At 54.6% G+C, this 17,122-nt stretch carries 13 protein-coding genes; 7 read left to right on the forward strand and 6 right to left on the reverse strand.

Annotated elements, in window-relative coordinates; genetic code table 11:
- Positions 1-20 precede the first annotated feature (20 nt).
- Both ACIGCM_RS13695 and ACIGCM_RS13700 read left to right on the forward strand, forming a co-directional pair.
- Positions 21-578 carry an NUDIX hydrolase gene (locus tag ACIGCM_RS13695; protein ID WP_397502614.1) on the forward strand — a complete coding sequence of 186 codons (558 nt, stop codon included), beginning with the start codon at positions 21-23 and terminating at the stop codon, positions 576-578.
- 55 nt (positions 579-633) lie between these two features.
- Positions 634-1,119, forward strand: a complete 486-nt coding sequence (locus ACIGCM_RS13700) for a murein L,D-transpeptidase family protein (RefSeq protein WP_397502739.1) — start codon at positions 634-636, stop codon at positions 1,117-1,119.
- A gap of 84 nt (positions 1,120-1,203) precedes the next feature.
- Here the strand turns inward: ACIGCM_RS13700 and ACIGCM_RS13705 are convergent, their stop codons facing one another.
- Both ACIGCM_RS13705 and purL read right to left on the reverse strand, forming a co-directional pair.
- Positions 1,204-1,521 (reverse strand): NGG1p interacting factor NIF3, encoded by a 318-nt coding sequence (locus ACIGCM_RS13705; RefSeq protein ID WP_397502615.1) that lies wholly within the window; start codon positions 1,519-1,521, stop codon positions 1,204-1,206.
- Positions 1,522-1,882: 361 nt separating this feature from the next.
- Positions 1,883-5,779 (reverse strand): phosphoribosylformylglycinamidine synthase, encoded by a 3,897-nt coding sequence (gene purL, locus ACIGCM_RS13710; RefSeq protein ID WP_397502616.1) that lies wholly within the window; start codon positions 5,777-5,779, stop codon positions 1,883-1,885.
- A gap of 166 nt (positions 5,780-5,945) precedes the next feature.
- Between purL and mltF the strand changes: the two genes are divergently transcribed.
- Positions 5,946-7,415 carry a membrane-bound lytic murein transglycosylase MltF gene (gene mltF / locus ACIGCM_RS13715; protein WP_397502617.1) on the forward strand — a complete coding sequence of 490 codons (1,470 nt, stop codon included), beginning with the start codon at positions 5,946-5,948 and terminating at the stop codon, positions 7,413-7,415.
- Between the two features lie 15 nt (positions 7,416-7,430).
- Here the strand turns inward: mltF and tadA are convergent, their stop codons facing one another.
- Entirely contained in the window at positions 7,431-7,919 is a 489-nt protein-coding gene (gene tadA, locus ACIGCM_RS13720; protein ID WP_397502618.1) for a tRNA adenosine(34) deaminase TadA, read from the reverse strand.
- Entirely contained in the window at positions 7,919-9,286 is a 1,368-nt protein-coding gene (locus ACIGCM_RS13725; protein ID WP_397502619.1) for a multicopper oxidase family protein, read from the reverse strand. The genes tadA and ACIGCM_RS13725 overlap by 1 nt, the downstream gene beginning before the upstream one ends.
- Positions 9,287-9,550: 264 nt before the next feature.
- On the opposite strand from ACIGCM_RS13725, the gene ACIGCM_RS13730 reads away from it, so the two are divergent.
- The 3 genes from ACIGCM_RS13730 to ACIGCM_RS13740 all read left to right on the forward strand — a co-directional run bounded on the left by ACIGCM_RS13730 (position 9,551) and on the right by ACIGCM_RS13740 (position 11,402).
- Positions 9,551-10,444, forward strand: a complete 894-nt coding sequence (locus ACIGCM_RS13730) for an oxidoreductase (RefSeq protein ID WP_397502620.1) — start codon at positions 9,551-9,553, stop codon at positions 10,442-10,444.
- A 395-nt stretch (positions 10,445-10,839) separates the two neighbouring features.
- Complete coding sequence (locus tag ACIGCM_RS13735; protein ID WP_397502621.1) at positions 10,840-11,097, forward strand: type II toxin-antitoxin system ParD family antitoxin; 258 nt, start codon at positions 10,840-10,842, stop codon at positions 11,095-11,097.
- A gap of 5 nt (positions 11,098-11,102) precedes the next feature.
- Positions 11,103-11,402: a type II toxin-antitoxin system RelE/ParE family toxin gene (locus ACIGCM_RS13740; protein ID WP_397502622.1), complete on the forward strand. Its 300-nt coding sequence runs from the start codon at positions 11,103-11,105 to the stop codon at positions 11,400-11,402.
- A 235-nt stretch (positions 11,403-11,637) separates the two neighbouring features.
- On the opposite strand, the gene guaA is transcribed toward ACIGCM_RS13740, so the two are convergent.
- Complete coding sequence (gene guaA / locus ACIGCM_RS13745) at positions 11,638-13,218, reverse strand: glutamine-hydrolyzing GMP synthase (RefSeq protein ID WP_397502623.1); 1,581 nt, start codon at positions 13,216-13,218, stop codon at positions 11,638-11,640.
- A gap of 135 nt (positions 13,219-13,353) precedes the next feature.
- Complete coding sequence (gene guaB, locus ACIGCM_RS13750; protein ID WP_397502624.1) at positions 13,354-14,823, reverse strand: IMP dehydrogenase; 1,470 nt, start codon at positions 14,821-14,823, stop codon at positions 13,354-13,356.
- A 169-nt stretch (positions 14,824-14,992) separates the two neighbouring features.
- Between guaB and ACIGCM_RS13755 the strand changes: the two genes are divergently transcribed.
- Positions 14,993-17,080, forward strand: a complete 2,088-nt coding sequence (locus ACIGCM_RS13755; RefSeq protein WP_397502625.1) for a TonB-dependent siderophore receptor — start codon at positions 14,993-14,995, stop codon at positions 17,078-17,080.
- Positions 17,081-17,122: the final 42 nt, after the last annotated feature.

The following is a 17,122-nucleotide window of genomic DNA, read 5'->3' on the forward strand; positions in this document are numbered from 1 at the left end:
ATAAGCAGTGAGGAAATGGCATGAAATTCTGCAGTCAGTGTGGCAACCCCGTAAACCATCGCATCCCTGAAGGGGATAGCCGTTTACGCTTTGTCTGCGAGCTATGCAGTACGATTCATTATGAAAACCCGCGGATTGTCGCGGGCTGCATTCCGGCCTGGAACCAGCAAATCCTCCTGTGCCGCCGAGCAATTGAACCGCGCCGTGGCTTCTGGACCTTACCGGCTGGTTTTATGGAAAATGGCGAAACCATGGAACAAGCTGCCGCGCGCGAAACAGCAGAAGAAGCCTGCGCTCGCGTCCACGATCTGACGCTGTATAACCTGATTGATCTACCGCATATTAATCAGGTGCACGTATTCTTCCGGGCAGAGCTGACTGACCTCGATTTTGCAGTGGGCGAAGAAAGCCTGGAGGTCGCGCTATTTGATGAGGCGGACATCCCTTGGTCAGAGCTGGCTTTCCCGACAATCGGACGTACTTTAGAATGTTACTTCGCCGACCGCATAACGGCTCAGTTTCCGGTCCGCAATGAGTCCTTAGAGGCCTTGCGCGCGCACTATAAAGTAGCTTTTTGACCATATGGATATCGTTCTAATGCGCTGGTTGCTGTGTTTAATCTGCTTTTCAGTCATGACCAATGTGTGTGCAAACACACCCATACCGCCTCCTCCTCAGCAAAGCAGCCACATTCAACGCGTCGACAAAATCCTGATTCTGAAATCGGAACGCAAGCTGCAGTTGATCAGCAAAGGCCAGCCCTTCAAAAGCTACCGTGTTTCTTTGGGTAAAAAACCTCAAGGGCACAAGCAGTTTGAAGGCGATCAGCGCACGCCTGAAGGTATTTACTGGATTGATTGGCGCAAAACCAGCGACAACTATCAGTTGTCGATGCACATTTCCTACCCCAATGCTCGCGACCAAGCGGCGGCGCGCAATAAAGGGCTGTCGCCGGGCGGCATGATCATGATCCATGGCACCCCAATCGACGAAGAGTACCCCGAGTGGTACTTCAGCTCCCTGGACTGGACCAACGGCTGTATCGCCATGAAAAATACAGACATGCGCGAAATTTGGTCATTGGTTAAAGACGGCACCCTGATCGAGATCCGCCCGTAAGGTGATCGACGCTTTTCTCGGCCACTATCTGCGCAGCCGAAACAGAGCTAATTTGCCCCCTGATGGCCGGGTTAAAGCGTTTATTCAAAACTGCAAATCAGACAGGCGCCATACTTGAAAGGCTGGAGCTTCATAAGGATGGCTGGCTTTCAACGCCTTGACCGACTCATGGATCAACTCATCGGCCACAACCAACTCGACCTTCCACTCGGACAAACGCTCCACCACCCCTTCACTGCCCAAATAGGGCTGACTGCCTGGCAATGGCCGAAACTGGCCCTGCCCTGGCACCTGCCAGCAGCAACTATCATAGTGACCAATTTGCCCAGCGCCTGCGGCAAAAATCGCTGTTTTCACAGTTTCCAGGTGGCTTTCAGGCACGTAAAAGCACAATTTGTACATCAATATCTCCGCAATCCAGATCCACGAACCAATAATGTCATTTGGCCATCAATCTATCTAGCTACAGTTTGAATATGCCTAACTAAAGACTAGAAGACTGCGGAAATGTTCAACCCCTAACCCCCCGCCAGCGCTGCTTAAACCCGGAAGTCGACGAAGTATGACTGCCATCACATTCTGGCAATCCTGTAGAGCGCCCACAGCAACGCAGCAGCGACCATTGCTGACGCTTAATCTGTATCGGGAACAATCGGGAAGCGTGGACGAACGCCCACAGCGATAAAACAGTCAGGTGTCGCCAGGGCTAACCTGGCGCACCTCAGGTAACACAATGGCAGGCTCAAAAGAGCCTGCCAAACCATCAGTCAACCCATACGCGGGCGTTGCGGAACATGCGCAGCCATGCGCCATCTTCATCCCACTCATCCGGCGCCCATGAGTTCTGCACGGCGCGGAAAACCCGCTCAGGGTGCGGCATCATGATTGTCACGCGGCCATCGCGACTGGTAAGGCCGGTAATCCCACGCGGCGAACCGTTGGGGTTTGCCGGATAGTTTTCAGTGACCTTGCCGTGGTTGTCGACAAAACGCATGGCCACGCAACCTGACAAGTCAGCCTCAACCAGCGCGTCTTTGCTCTTGAACTCGGCATGACCTTCACCGTGAGCGATGGCGATTGGCATACGCGAACCGGCCATACCACGCAAGAAAATCGACTCCGACTCTTGCACCTGCACCATGGCCACACGCGCCTCGAACTGCTCGGAACGGTTGCGTACAAAATGCGGCCAAAATTCACTGCCCGGAATCAACTCATGCAAGTTGGAGAGCATCTGACAACCGTTACACACACCCAGCGAGAAGCTGTCCTTGCGCTCAAAGAAGCTGCTGAACGCATCACGTGCACGGCTGTTAAACAGAATCGACTTAGCCCAGCCCTCACCAGCACCCAGCACGTCGCCGTAGGAGAAACCGCCACAGGCGACCAGACCTTTAAAGCTCTCAAGGTCAACGCGCCCTGCCAGGATATCGCTCATGTGCACATCGACAGCGTTGAAACCGGCACGGTCGAATGCAGCAGCCATCTCGACCTGGCCATTCACACCCTGCTCACGCAAAACAGCGATCTGCGGACGCAGACCTTTCTTGATGTAAGGCGCTGCGATGTCTTCGTTAACATCAAAGCCCAGCTTGGCACTGAGGCCAGGGTTATCTTCTTCTAGCAGTGCATCGAACTCTTGATCCGCACACTGAGCATTGTCGCGTAGACGCTGGATTTGGTAGCTGGTCTCAGACCATTGACGCTGAAGAATGCGACGCTCAGCCGAGAATACCGAGAGGTCTTTGTAGCTAATCTCGACGTGGCCGTTATTGACCGGCTTACCAATGACCGCCACACAATCATCCAGACCGGCAGCCGAGAACTGTGAAAGCACTTCAGCTGTGAAGTCCTGATTGACCTGAATAACCGCACCCAGCTCTTCGTTGAATAGCACGCCAGCTATTTCATTGCGGCTAAGGGCCAGGGTATCGAGCTGCAGGCTCAAACCACAGTGACCGGCAAAAGCCATCTCAACCACAGTCGCCAACAACCCACCGTCTGAACGGTCGTGGTAAGCCAGCAAGCGACCATCTGCGTTCAGGCCTTGAATAACCGCGAAGAAAGCCTTGAGGTCTTCGGCGTCATCAACATCAGGCGCTTGCTTGCCCAGCTTGCCATACACCTGGGCCAGAATAGAGGCGCCCATTCGGTTCTGACCACGGCCAAGATCGATCAGAATCAGATCGGTCTCGCCTTTGTCCATGCGCAACTCTGGCGTCAATGTGCGACGAATATCTTTGACCGGCGCAAAGCCCGTGACAATCAAAGACATCGGCGAGGTGACACTCTTGTCAGTGTCACCGTCTTGCCAACGGGTCTTCATTGACATCGAGTCTTTGCCCACCGGAATAGTGATACCCAGCTCTGGGCACAATTCCATACCGACGGCCTTAACCGTATCAAACAGGCGTGCATCTTCACCCGGATGGCCAGCAGCAGCCATCCAGTTTGCCGACAATTTGATGTCAGAAATTTTGTCGATACGTGCCCCAGCCATATTGGTCAGGGTCTCGCCAATAGCCATGCGGCCCGAAGCGGGTGAATCAAGCAAAGCCAAAGGCGTACGCTCGCCCATGGCCATTGCTTCACCGTTGTAGGTGTCAAAGCTCGCAGCTGTAACTGCGCAATCGGCAACAGGAACCTGCCACGGGCCGACCATTTGATCACGCGCGACCATGCCGGTAATGGTGCGGTCGCCAATGGTGATCAAGAAGTTCTTGCTGGCCACAGCCGGGTGATGCAGCACGCGGGTGACCGCTTCGCTCAGGTCGACCTTGGACGGATCGAAATCATCGCCCACCTCCGCTTCACGGTCAGCCGTACGGTGCATGCGCGGAGCCTTGCCGAGCAATACATTAAGCGGCATATCGACAGCATTGTTACCGAAATGGCTGTCTGCAACCGTGAGGTGGCGCTCCTCAGTAGCCTCGCCGACCACCGCGAACGGGCAACGCTCACGCTCACAAATAGCCTTGAAACGTTCGAAATCAGCAGCATCTACCGCCATCACGTAACGTTCTTGAGATTCGTTGCACCAAATTTCCAGCGGTGCCATGCCCGGCTCGTCATTCGGTACGGCGCGCAGGTCAAAACGACCGCCGCGCTCGCCATCGTTAACCAGTTCAGGGAAGGCGTTGGACAAACCGCCCGCGCCAACGTCGTGGATAAAGCTGATCGGGTTGTCTTCACCCAACTGCCAGCAACGGTCGATAACCTCCTGACAGCGACGCTCCATTTCCGGGTTTTCACGCTGTACCGAAGCGAAGTCGAGATCAGCGGAACTGGCACCCGTGGCCATCGAAGAAGCTGCGCCGCCGCCCAAACCGATGAGCATGGCCGGGCCGCCAAGCACAATCAGCTTGGAGCCGACGGTGATTTCAGCTTTCTGTACATGATCTTCGCGGATGTTGCCCATACCGCCAGCCAGCATGATTGGCTTGTGATAGCCGCGCACTTCTTCACCGTGCGGCGTGTTAATCAACTGCTCAAAGGTACGGAAATAACCGGTCAACGCCGGACGACCAAATTCGTTGTTAAACGCAGCGCCGCCCAATGGGCCTTCGATCATGATGTCCAGTGCGGTCACGATGCGTTCAGGTTTACCGTATGGCACTTCCCACGGCTGTTCAAAGCCAGGAATCTGCAGGTTGGAGACGGTAAAACCAGTCAGACCAGCCTTGGGCTTAGCGCCACGACCGGTTGCGCCTTCGTCACGAATCTCACCGCCCGAACCTGTCGATGCGCCTGGAAAGGGTGCAATCGCCGTTGGGTGGTTGTGGGTTTCAACCTTCATCAGGATGTGCACGGGCTCAGTAACAGCACCGTATTGGCGGGTATCCGGATTAGGGAAGAAGCGGCCAGCCGTGCTACCCACGATCACTGCAGCGTTGTCTTTATAAGCAGACAGGACGCCTTCGCTGTGCATCTGGTAGGTATTTTTGATCATGCCGAACAAGGATTTTTCTTGCGACTGGCCGTCGATATCCCAGCTGGCGTTAAAGATCTTGTGGCGGCAATGCTCAGAGTTGGCCTGAGCAAACATCATCAATTCGATGTCATGGGGGTTACGGCCCATGGTGCCGAAGCTGCTGACTAAATAGTCGATTTCATCATCAGCCAGCGCCAAGCCCAACTCTATGTTGGCGTTTTCCAATGCCGCACGACCACCACCCAGCACATCAACCACGGTGAGAGGCTTAGGCGTTGCATGGCTGAACAGCGCAGCAGCGCTTTCAAAGTCATCCAATACCAACTGAGTCATGCGGTCATGGAGCAAAACTGCAACCTGCTCACGCGCCGCGGCGTCCAACTCGCCGGTAACGTAGTAGGAAATACCGCGTTCAATGCGCTGAATTTTCGCCAAACCACAGTTGCGGGCGATATCGCTGGCCTTACTCGACCATGGCGAAATAGTGCCGAATCGTGGAATCGTGAGAAACAAGCGACCGCTTGGCTCCTGCACTTCAACACTTGGCCCGTACTTCAGCAAACGAGCCAAGACTTGCTCTTCGTCAGCGCTAAGAACACCGACGACATCGGCAAAGTGTGCAAATTCGGCGTACAGCCCAGTAACAGCCGGTATTTTGCGGGTAAGTTGCTCAAGCAACTTGCCGTGGCGAAAAGCAGAAAGAGCGGGGGCGCCGCGCAGGATCAACATCGATGACAGCCTCTGGGAAGGGGTGTGCTTTGAGGCCGTGCATTCTAGCCTAAAGCGCCGCACACATCACCCGTTTGGCAACGTCAAAACGACAGTTTGTGCGCTAGCAGAGATGCGCCCGTCTGTCGAGATATTGCAAGGCGAATCCTTTGCGTATACTGCATCGATGTATTCCCAATCAGCGATCCGCACGCGCTACGCCAGATGGCTGTCAGCGATCGGAATCCTTCTGCTGCTAAATGGCTGTGGTGCCGAAGAAAAAGTACCCACAACCCTTGAGCAAGTGCAGGCGGAGGGAGTACTGCGGGTGATCACCAGGAACAGCCCGGCAACCTACTTCCAGGACCGAAATGGTGAAACCGGCTTCGAGTATGAACTGGTTAAACGATTTGCCGCCGATCTTAAAGTCGAACTAAAAATCGAAACAGCCGACAATCTCGATGATTTATTTAACCGTTTAAACAGTGCAGATGGTCCGGTATTGGCTGCCGCTGGTCTGGTCGATAGCGCTGGACGCAAACAACAGGCACTGTTTTCCAAAGCCTATCTCGAAGTTACCCCACAAGTTATCTACCGCAATGGCGAACGCCGCCCTACTCGTCCGGAAGACTTGCTTGGCAAACACATTGTTGTGCTTAAGGGCAGCAGCCACGCCGAACAGCTGGCTGAGCTAAAAGTGCAGATGCCAACACTTGAGTACGAAGAATCCTCCGACGTCGAAATCGTCGACTTGCTGCGCATGGTGGATGAAGGCCAGATAGACCTGACACTGGTTGACTCCAATGAGCTGGCAATGAATCAGGTGTATTTCCCCAATGTACGCGTAGCATTCGACCTCGGTGACTCACTCAATCTCGCCTGGGCAGTAAAACCGGGCGAAGACCATAGCCTGCTCGATGAGGTCAACGCCTTCATCGCCCGCGCCAAAGAGAACGGCAGTCTCAAACGCCTAACCGACCGTTATTATGGCCATGTCGATGTACTCGGCTATGTGGGTGCCTACACCTTTGCTCAGCACCTGCAAAAACGCTTACCGCGCTACGAGCAATTCTTCCGCCAGGCAGGACGCAGCAATAATATGGACTGGCGACTGCTCGCCGCCATGGGTTATCAGGAATCGCTATGGCAACCCACCGCCACCTCTAAAACTGGGGTTCGCGGGCTTATGATGCTGACCCTGCGCACCGCGCAAGCTATGGGCGTATCGAATCGACTCGACCCCAAGCAAAGCATCGAAGGCGGTGCCAAATACATCATTCACGTGAAGGAATTGCTCCCGGACAGCATTCCAGAACCGGATCGCACCTGGTTCGCCCTCGCCGCCTACAATGTTGGCGGCGGGCATTTGGAAGATGCCCGAAAGCTCACCGAGGCCGAAGGCCTGGACCCCAACAAGTGGGTCGACGTGCAGTCTATTCTGCCGCGCCTGGCGCAAAAGAAGTGGTACAGCAAAACGCGTTATGGATATGCCCGGGGCGGCGAGCCCGTGCACTTTGTGCGCAACATCCGCCGTTATTACGACATTCTCACCTGGGTGACCCAGCCTCAACTTGAAAGCAATCAAGTTGTCGAGAGCAGCATGCACCTGCCAGGCGTGAGTAAAGAGTCGATCGAAGCAGAGTCACCTCCACTCTAAGCATGGGCTGACTGTCTAGCCCGCCCCATTCCCACGGCGCGCCTTGAAAAATGCGCTTAGCACCTCACTGCACTCCTGCGCCAACACTCCGCCTTCAATCATTACCCGATGATTAAGAAAGGCTTGGCTGAAAAACTCACCGCGACTCAAGGCCACCCCCGCCTTGGGCTCGGTCGCACCAAATACCACGCGCGCCACTCTGGCATGAACGATCAGCCCTGCACACATGCTGCAAGGCTCTAAGGTGACGTACAGCGTGCTACCCGGTAAACGGTAATTAGCCAAGTGCTTCGCCGCATCACGTACCGCCACCATCTCGGCATGGGCGCTTGGGTCATGGGTTGAAATTGGGCAATTGAAACCACGCCCAATGATCTCGCCGCCCTGCACAAGCACTGCCCCCACCGGAACCTCACCCAGCGCAGCACCCTGCCTGGCCAGCAGCAGCGCTTCTTGCATAAAGTGTTGATCCTGACTGCGATCAATAATTCTCGGTTGGCGCATCAAACCACCGCAATAGCGGCCATAAGACCGGTTTCCATGTGATCAATCACGTGACAGTGGAACATCCAAACGCCCGGGTTATCGGCAACCAAAGCGATTTTTGCGGTTTCATTCTTGCCCAATAAATAGGTGTCGGTGAAGTACGGAGTGATCTTCTTGCGGTTCGAGCTGAGGACTTTAAAGGTCATACCATGCAAATGAATCGGGTGCAGGTACTGCGCCATATTGCGCAGTTCAAAAATATAGCTGTTATTCAACTTAAGCGTAGCGATGGGCCGATCAGCGCAAGTTTTGTCGTTAATATCCCAAGCCTGACCATTAATTTGCCAGTACTTAGCTGGCCCTTTCTGATTAGGGTCTGCCAGCGATGCCGCCCACTCAAAGTTGAATTTAATGGTCTCAGCGTTAGCCAAATCCGGCTCAGCCACAGGGTTGGCGGGCAATGCCGCTGGCCAGTCAGCCGCAGGCTCGGTCGAAGCCACACTCTTAAGCGTGGCTAAGCGTACAGAACCATTGCGCAGGGATAATTCTGTTCCTGCCTCCGGCACCCGAACAGCCAGATCAAGACGCATGCCGGCACCCAACCAATACTCTTTGCCTATGTCGCGAGGATCGATTGGGTTGCCATCGATTGCATAGATCCGGGCATCGCCCTTGGGCAAATTCAAGCGATAGGTAATGGTGTTATCAAGATTGATAAGCCGCAGCCGCACCACCTGCCCGGCAGGCAGCTCCAGCGTCGGCACATGCTCCGCGTTGATGGTCGACAAGCGACCGCGGGTGCCTTCCCGCGCAGCTTGACGCGGTATGCTAAACGGCGTGAACTGGCCCTGCTCATCAACGTGCCAGCTTTTTATGCTCAGCGTACGCTCATGCTTAAACTCACTGGGCTCACGCTCTTCAATCACCAAAGGCCCAACCAGCCCTTGCCCCATCTGTTCGGAACTGAAAAGGTGCGGGTGATACCAGTAACTGCCCGCATCAGGCGGCACAAACTGATAGTCGAAGTATTCACCCGGCAGCACCGGCATCTGCGAAACGTAAGGCACGCCATCCATCTCCAGCGGCAAGCGGATACCATGCCAGTGAATCGTGGTCTGCTCAGGCAGCTTATTAATAAAGCGCACACGCAACAGATCGCCCTGACGACAGCGAATCTCTTGGCCGGGAGCCAAGCCGCCGTAGCCCCAGGCAGTCGTCATATGCCCAGGCACCAGCTCTAGATCAACCGGGGCGGCGATTAATTCATAATCGTGGGTCTCTTGATTAAACGGACGACCCAACCACAGGCGAGCACCACCGACGCCAAGGCCAATAACACTCAAACCCGCAAGACCTGCGAGCACTTGTCTACGCGTGAACGACATATAAATGGGCTCCTAATAGCCAATCAATTCGAGCCCATCAGGCAACGGTTTATAGCGTCTTCTCTGTGGAAAACAGCCTATATGCTAAGGGTTGCAACAGCACCCCGGGTTGTCACAAATCACTTCAGTCGGCGATGCGCTGATTTTACCACGGCAAAAGCCCAAGACCGAGCGAACACAAGGTCGCGCTTGCGATGAAACACTTGATCAACCGCCACCGGTGCCTCATGGTTGTTCACGCCCGATCTAAACAGGATAAGAATGATGACATCTGACAGCCCAAGCATTGCTCTCGTCGGCCCAGGTGCAATCGGCACAACCATCGCAGCAGCCCTGCACGCAGTCGGGCGCACACCGACGATTTGCGGCCGCACTGCTTACGAACAGCTTGAGCTACGCCACGACGGCGGCACTATCTTAGTGCCAGGCCCTGTATTAACTGATCCGTCTGCAATCAAAACCACATTCGACTTGGTGTTTGTTGCGGTCAAGACCACCCAGATCGATGCAATAGTGCCGTGGCTGTCTGCCTTATGTAGCGAGAAGACAGTTGTCTGCGCGCTGCAAAACGGCGTTGAGCAAAAAGCGCTGATCACACCGCACGTCTCTGGCGGACCAGTACTGCCTTCGGTGGTGTGGTTTCCGGCGCAACGAGAACCCGATACTTCAGTGTGGCTACGCGCTAAAGCGCGCCTAACCTTGCCGGATACCGAGGCAACCGAGCTAGTGGTCAATGCGTTAAAGGACACGCTTTGCTCAGTTGAAGTAGCAGCAGACTTTAGCTCCGTCGCCTGGCGCAAGCTGCTACAAAACGCAGCCGCAGGCTTGATGGTGCTAACTGGCCGCCGTGCGGGCATGTTTAACCGTGAAGACATTAGCGAGCTAGCCTTAGCCTACCTGCGAGAATCCCTTGAGGTGGCTCGCGCGGAGGGTGCAGTGCTAAGCGACGGCGTGCCGCAAGATATCATCGATGTATTCCGCCGCTACCCGACTGACCAAGGCACATCCATTCTTGCCGACCGCGTCGCTGGCCAAACGCTGGAGTGGGATGGCCGCAACGGGGTCATTCAACGCTGCGCCAAGGCTCACGGCATCCCCACCCCTATCAGCGATTTGATCGTGCCGCTGTTGGCAGTCGCCAGCGATGGGCCGGGGTAATACGCTGACCGAAACATGTCCAAGCAGCCTGCGGCAGGTGAGCGTTCTAACAACTTTCCCATGGGTTAATTACGGTCAGGCCAGCAGCCCGAAAAGGGCTTGTGTCGCGCGTTGCAACAATCAGTCCATTCATACAGGCAACAGCCGCGATACAAACATCAACCAAAACTCGCTGCCCGAGCCGAGGTTTTAGCGCGCACACCGTCAAAAATGACTGACTCATCGTCATTCAAATTAACCTCACGACCGATTTCAGCCAACAGAGAACCGCGTTTGATACGCCCCTCTGGCTTTTTTCAGCCCGCTATACGCTTCGCCGCAGCAAGTACAATGATTGACAATCTTTGTAAGCCCACCTAGGGTTCTTTACGGAAATGTTTTCATTGGAGGTCATTATGCATGTATCACTCACTCCCGAACTGGAGTCACGCATTAAAGCCAAAGTGGAAACTGGCATGTACAACAACGCCAGCGAAGTCATTCGCGAAGCATTAAGGTTCATGGAAACCCACGAAGACTGGGTTCACGAGATCAAGCTGGCGCGCCTGCGTGAGCAACTGAAAGTCGGCACAGACCAGTTGGATCATGGCAACGGTATCGCGATCGAATCAAAAGTGGCGCTTGAGGCTTTTTTTGACGATATCAAACCTTAAGTTTCATGACCTCTCACCTGCTCGTCATCGCGCCTGCCGCCCAAAATGACCTCAAAGACATTTACCGATACGGCCTGGACCAGTGGGGACGGAACCATTGCGAAAGCTATCTGGCTAAGCTCAAAAATCAGTTCTGGTTACTGACCCAACAGCCGCTTATGGGTACCGAGCGCCCCGAGCTCATGCCTAACACCAGAAGCTTTCACATAGAAAGCCACACCCTGTTTTACCGAGTAATCGCCAACAGGGTTGAAGTCATCCGTGTACTGCACGGCCGCCAAGACCCACAACGTCACCTGATATAGCCACGGGCAAAAGCAGAAAAAAGCCAAGCCACAGACTCTGGAAAGGGTATAGCCCGCTTGATGACTGCCCCACCAGCCACGCTGCTCAAGCACTTAGACGCCATACCAGCGTTAACTTGCCTTTCATGGTATCGCGAGCTTTTGTACAACAGCTCGCCGCTAAAACCAAAAGCCCGCAATTAAGCGGGCTTTTGGTTGTTTATTTCGCTATCTCCAGCCTAGGCCGGACGCGGGATCATTCCCACTCAATGGTTGCCGGTGGCTTGCTCGATACGTCGTAAGTGACGCGTGAGATGCCTTCGATTTCATTGATGATGCGGTTGCTGACTTTTTCCAGCAGCTCGTAAGGCAGGTGCGCCCAACGTGCGGTCATAAAGTCGATGGTTTCCACGGCGCGCAAGGCAACAACCCATGCGTAACGACGGCCATCACCGACCACGCCAACGGACTTGACTGGCTGGAACACCACGAATGCCTGACTGGTCTTGTGGTACCAGTCAAAGTTGCGCAGCTCTTCGATGAAGATGTGATCGGCACGACGCAGCAGGTCGGCGTATTCTTTTTTCACTTCACCGAGGATACGCACACCAAGGCCTGGGCCTGGGAATGGGTGGCGGTAGACCATATCGAATGGCAAGCCCAGCTCAAGGCCGATTTTGCGCACTTCGTCTTTGAACAATTCACGCAGAGGCTCAACCAGTTTGAGGTTCATTTCCTCTGGCAGTCCACCGACGTTGTGGTGCGACTTGATTACGTGTGCCTTGCCAGTTTTGGCACCCGCAGACTCGATCACGTCTGGGTAAATCGTGCCCTGGGCAAGGAACTGGATGTTGTCCAGTTTCGAGGCTTGTGCATCAAACACGTCGATGAAGGTACGACCAATGATTTTGCGCTTCTTCTCTGGATCGGCTTCGCCAGCCAGATTGTCGAGGAACTGCTTTTCAGCATTGGCGCGAATGACTTTTACGCCCATGTTCTCAGCAAACATGGCCATAACTTGCTCGCCTTCGTGCAAACGCAGCAAACCGTTATCGACGAATACGCAGGTCAGTTGATCGCCAATCGCTTTGTGCAGCAGCGCTGCTACAACTGAGGAGTCAACACCGCCTGAGAGACCGAGCAGAACGTTAGCATCACCCACTTGCTGACGCACTTGAGCGATGGCGTCATCAACAATGTTTGACGGCGTCCACAATGCTTCGCAACCGGCGATATCCAGCACGAAGCGCGACAGGATACGACCGCCCTGCTTGGTGTGCGTAACTTCTGGGTGGAACTGCACGCCATAGTAGCCACGCGCGTCATCGAACATGCCGGCAATCGGGCAGCTCGGCGTGCTCGCCAGAACACTGAAACCTTCAGGCATGGTGGTGACTTTGTCGCCGTGGCTCATCCAGACGTCCAGGCCGAATACACCGTCGTCATCAACGTGGTCTTCGATGCCGTCGAGCAGACGGCCTTTACCGACCACATCAACTCGCGCATAACCAAACTCACGAACATCAGAGCCCAGCACTTTGCCGCCCATCTGCTCAGCCATGGTTTGCATGCCGTAGCAGATACCCAGAACCGGTACGCCCAGCTCGAATACAGCTTGCGGTGCTCGCGGGCTGTCGGCCTCATGAACCGACTCAGGGCCACCGGCGAGGATGATGCCGCGAGGTGCAAATGCGCGAATCTCGTCATCGCTCATGTCGAACGGATGCAGCTCGCAATAAACCCCGATTTCACGCACGCGACGGGCGATCAACTGGGTGTACTGGGAGCCAAAATCCAAAATAAGGATGCGATGGGCGTGAATATCAGGATGAGCCATAACCGTCTCTCGTAGCGGAATTCACAAATGACAAGGGGCTGATCAACTCAGCCCCGTATTTCATAACCTATATAAAAATCGTTTTGTCGCCTAATGAGCGCAGCTGAAGCAAGCGCAATAGCGTCAAACTGATTTTTAGCCGACGCGGTAGTTCGGCGCCTCTTTGGTGATCTGCACATCATGCACGTGCGATTCAGCCATACCAGCACCGGTAATGCGCACAAACTCAGGCTTGGTGCGCATGTCTTCAACCGTTGCACAACCGGTGTAGCCCATCGAGGCACGCAAGCCACCCATCAACTGGTGGACGATTGCCGCCATCGAGCCTTTGTAAGGCACGCGCCCTTCAATACCTTCCGGCACCAACTTCTCAGCACCCGCCGAGGAGTCCTGGAAGTAACGGTCGGAAGAGCCTTGAGCCTGGGACATAGCACCCAGCGAGCCCATGCCGCGATAAGCCTTGTACGAACGACCCTGGAACAGTTCAACTTCACCCGGTGCTTCTTCAGTACCGGCAAGCATCGAACCGATCATCACGCAGGATGCACCGGCAACGATGGCTTTCGACAGGTCGCCGGAGAAACGGATACCGCCGTCAGCGATCAATGGCACGCCTGTGCCTTCAAGGGCTGCAGCAACGTTAGCCACTGCAGAGATTTGTGGCACGCCAACACCCGCGACGATACGCGTGGTGCAGATCGAACCCGGGCCAATACCGACTTTAACGGCGTCAGCGCCTGCTTCGACCAAGGCTTTAGCCGCAGCACCCGTGGCGATGTTGCCACCGATGACCTGAATGTCCGGGAAGTTTTGTTTAACCCAGCGCACGCGCTCGATCACACCTTTGGAATGACCGTGAGCCGTATCGACGATGATGACGTCAACGCCCGCCGCTGCCAGTGCAGCCACACGGTCACCGGTTTCAGGACCCGTGCCGACTGCCGCGCCAACACGCAGACGCGCTTGGTCGTCTTTGCTGGCCAGCGGGTAGGCTTTAGCTTTTTCGATGTCCTTGACGGTCATCATGCCCTTTAGCTGGAAGGCATCATTAACGATCAGGACTTTCTCGATACGGTGCTTGTGCAGCAAGTCACGCACAAGGTTCTTGTCAGCGCCTTCTTTAACCGTGACCAAACGCTCTTTCGGCGTCATCACTTCATGGACTTTAGCGTCCATGCGGGTTTCGAAGCGCACGTCACGGGAAGTGACGATACCGACCAGGTCACCGTTAGACAGCACAGGCACACCGGAAATGTTGTTCTGACGCGTCAATTCGAACAGGTCACGCACCGTGGCATCAGCCTCGATAGTGATGGGGTCTTTAACCACACCCGCTTCGAATTTCTTGACCTTACGCACTTCGGCAGCTTGCTGCTCGATGGTCATGTTCTTGTGGATGATACCGATGCCGCCTTCTTGCGCCATGGCAATCGCCAAGCGCGCCTCAGTAACAGTGTCCATTGCAGCTGAAAGCAAGGGAATATTCAGCTCGATTCCACGAGTCAGGCGAGTCTTGAGGCTGACGTCCTTCGGCAGAACATCGGAATAACCGGGAATAAGTAAAACGTCGTCGAAGGTAAGAGCTTCTTGACTAATACGCAGCATGGCGGGGGCTCCCAGACGGGAAAATAGGAAGCGCGCCATTATACCCAGCAGAGGCCATCCACTCAATGCAAACAAGCAAAGGAATTTAAATGCTTTGCAAAGGTTGGTTTTTGAGCTTTAAAAGCACTTACAATAATGATTATCAATTGCACCAAAGAATTAATCACTAATGCAGCCATTTCTCATAAATAAGCTCTATGTCTTTGCCGCTCTCACCCTCTGCCCTTTTGTTGTTCGCGCTGACGAAGCACTGGAATTGCCGGGTCAGCAAATCACCGCACAGCAGCAACCTGACCAATACACGACAAGCACCGCTAGCACTGCAAGTAAAAGTGCTGTGCCTATCATGCAGGAAGCACAATCAGTGCAAGTGGTGACTGAACAGGTCATTAAAGACTTCCAAGTCAACAGCTTGGACGACGCAATGAATTTCGTCAGTGGTATCACCCAGAGCAATACCTTGGCGGGCAGTCAGGACGGATTTGTTAAGCGTGGCTTTGGCAGTAATGCCGACGGTTCTATTCTGCGTGATGGTATTCGCTCAAGCTTATCGCGCAATTTTAGCGCCACCACCGAGCGAGTCGAAGTGCTCAAAGGCCCGGCCTCGCTACTTTATGGCGCCCTAGAACCCGGCGGTCTGATCAACGTCATCAGCAAACAGCCCGAGTATATCTGGAGCAGCCAAATCAGCGGCGAAACCTCCAGCTTTGGCGGCGGTAGCGCGATGATCGATGTCACAGGACCCTTGGCAGACAGCGGTCTGGCCTTTCGCTTTATTGCTGAACGTAAACATGAGGATTATTGGCGCAATTCGGGCGACGACAGCCACAGCTTAATCGCGCCATCGGTCAGTTGGACTGGCGATGACCTAACGTTGAGCCTGGCCTACGAGCGCAAAGAGTACTCGACACCACTGGATCGCGGCACAGTGATAATTAATGGAAAACCTGCCAAGGTTGATTACAACAAACGCTTTAGTGAATCTTGGTCTGAAGCTGAAGGCACAGACGAATTGGTTACAGCTAAAGCCGAATACCAGATCAACCCCAACTGGTTAACCCGCCTCACTTATGGCTGGAACCGCGAAGACTACGATTACAGCGAGGCGCGACCCGCTTCGCTTAACGAAAGCACCGGCGAACTGACGCGCCGCGCCGATGGCAGCGAGCACGATAATCAAACCCAATACCTAGCATGGGACTGGGTCGGCCAGGCGCAGTTGCTCAGCCAGCAACACGACTTGCTACTCGGTGCAGACACCGAACGTGTCGACAATTTCCGCGGCGACACCTATCGCGGGCGTAACAGCACAGGCTTCAATATCTATGATCCGCAATATGGCAATCTGGATAAGCCTTCGTTGCTCAGCGAGTCGCAAAGCGACCGCAGCGATGAACTGCACTCTCAGTCGGTTTACTTCAAGGATAACTGGCACTTGGACGATCAATGGATTGCGGTGCTGGGCGGCCGCTATCAACGCTTTGATCAGTACGCTGACCAAGGCCGTGGCGATGACTATATAAAAACCACAGACCGCACAGACAACACCTTCTTGCCGTTCGCTGGATTGGTTTACCAACTCGATCCAAGCACCTCGCTTTACGCCAATTACAGCCGCTCGTTCGTGCCTAACTCGTCCGACGCAGACACGGGCAAATCATTCGATCCAGAGGAAGGCCGCAGCTATGAACTGGGGGTCAAACTTGACCTTGAGCGCGGGCTAACTGCCAGTGTTGCCGTTTTTGATATCGAAAAAGAAAACGTCGTCGTTAGCAATAACGGCAGCTCTGAGGCCGCAGGAAAAGTGGGTTCAAGGGGCGTGGAAGTGGACATCAACGGTCGCATTGCTGAGCGCTGGAACCTGCTTGGCACTTATGCCTACACGGACACAGAGATTAAGGACGACCCGGTAAACAAGGGGAACGAACTGGTCAACGCCGCGAAAAATATCGCCAGCCTGTACCTCTCCCATGACCTTGATCTAAATCCCGCAACCGGAAACTGGCGCATTGGCGGCGGTGCACGTTATGTGGGGGAGCGCGCTGGCGACAACAGCAACTCCTTCTGGCTCGACAGCTACACTGTTGCCGACGCTTTTATCGCATGGGACAGTATGCTGCTAGGCGATAAAACCCACTTACAACTCAACGTGCGCAACCTCTTCGACCAACACTACTACCCATCAAGTGGTGGTAATTTACGGGTCAATGTCGGCGAGCCCCGTGAGGTTCGCTTGCAAGCCAGTGTCGACTTTTAATTGCGTCAGCAAACTGCGCGCTTGGCCCCCTGCCAGCGCGCA

The sequence above is a fragment of the Pseudomonas sp. NPDC078700 genome, assembly GCF_044542375.1.
Classification (GTDB): Bacteria; Pseudomonadota; Gammaproteobacteria; order Pseudomonadales; family Pseudomonadaceae; genus Aquipseudomonas.

Bases quoted from the DNA above. Each gene is read 5' to 3' on its own strand.
- mltF (WP_397502617.1), top strand. From the start codon at position 5,946: ATGTATTCCCAATCAGCGATCCGCACGCGCTACGCCAGATGGCTGTCA.
- ACIGCM_RS13740 (WP_397502622.1), top strand. From the start codon at position 11,103: ATGACCTCTCACCTGCTCGTCATCGCGCCTGCCGCCCAAAATGACCTC.
- guaA (WP_397502623.1), bottom strand. From the start codon at position 13,218: ATGGCTCATCCTGATATTCACGCCCATCGCATCCTTATTTTGGATTTT.
- tadA (WP_397502618.1), bottom strand. From the start codon at position 7,919: ATGCGCCAACCGAGAATTATTGATCGCAGTCAGGATCAACACTTTATG.
- ACIGCM_RS13725 (WP_397502619.1), bottom strand. From the start codon at position 9,286: ATGTCGTTCACGCGTAGACAAGTGCTCGCAGGTCTTGCGGGTTTGAGT.
- ACIGCM_RS13700 (WP_397502739.1), top strand. From the start codon at position 634: ATGACCAATGTGTGTGCAAACACACCCATACCGCCTCCTCCTCAGCAA.
- guaB (WP_397502624.1), bottom strand. From the start codon at position 14,823: ATGCTGCGTATTAGTCAAGAAGCTCTTACCTTCGACGACGTTTTACTT.
- ACIGCM_RS13735 (WP_397502621.1), top strand. From the start codon at position 10,840: ATGCATGTATCACTCACTCCCGAACTGGAGTCACGCATTAAAGCCAAA.
- ACIGCM_RS13755 (WP_397502625.1), top strand. From the start codon at position 14,993: ATGCAGCCATTTCTCATAAATAAGCTCTATGTCTTTGCCGCTCTCACC.
- ACIGCM_RS13695 (WP_397502614.1), top strand. From the start codon at position 21: ATGAAATTCTGCAGTCAGTGTGGCAACCCCGTAAACCATCGCATCCCT.
- ACIGCM_RS13730 (WP_397502620.1), top strand. From the start codon at position 9,551: ATGACATCTGACAGCCCAAGCATTGCTCTCGTCGGCCCAGGTGCAATC.
- ACIGCM_RS13705 (WP_397502615.1), bottom strand. From the start codon at position 1,521: ATGTACAAATTGTGCTTTTACGTGCCTGAAAGCCACCTGGAAACTGTG.
- purL (WP_397502616.1), bottom strand. From the start codon at position 5,779: ATGTTGATCCTGCGCGGCGCCCCCGCTCTTTCTGCTTTTCGCCACGGC.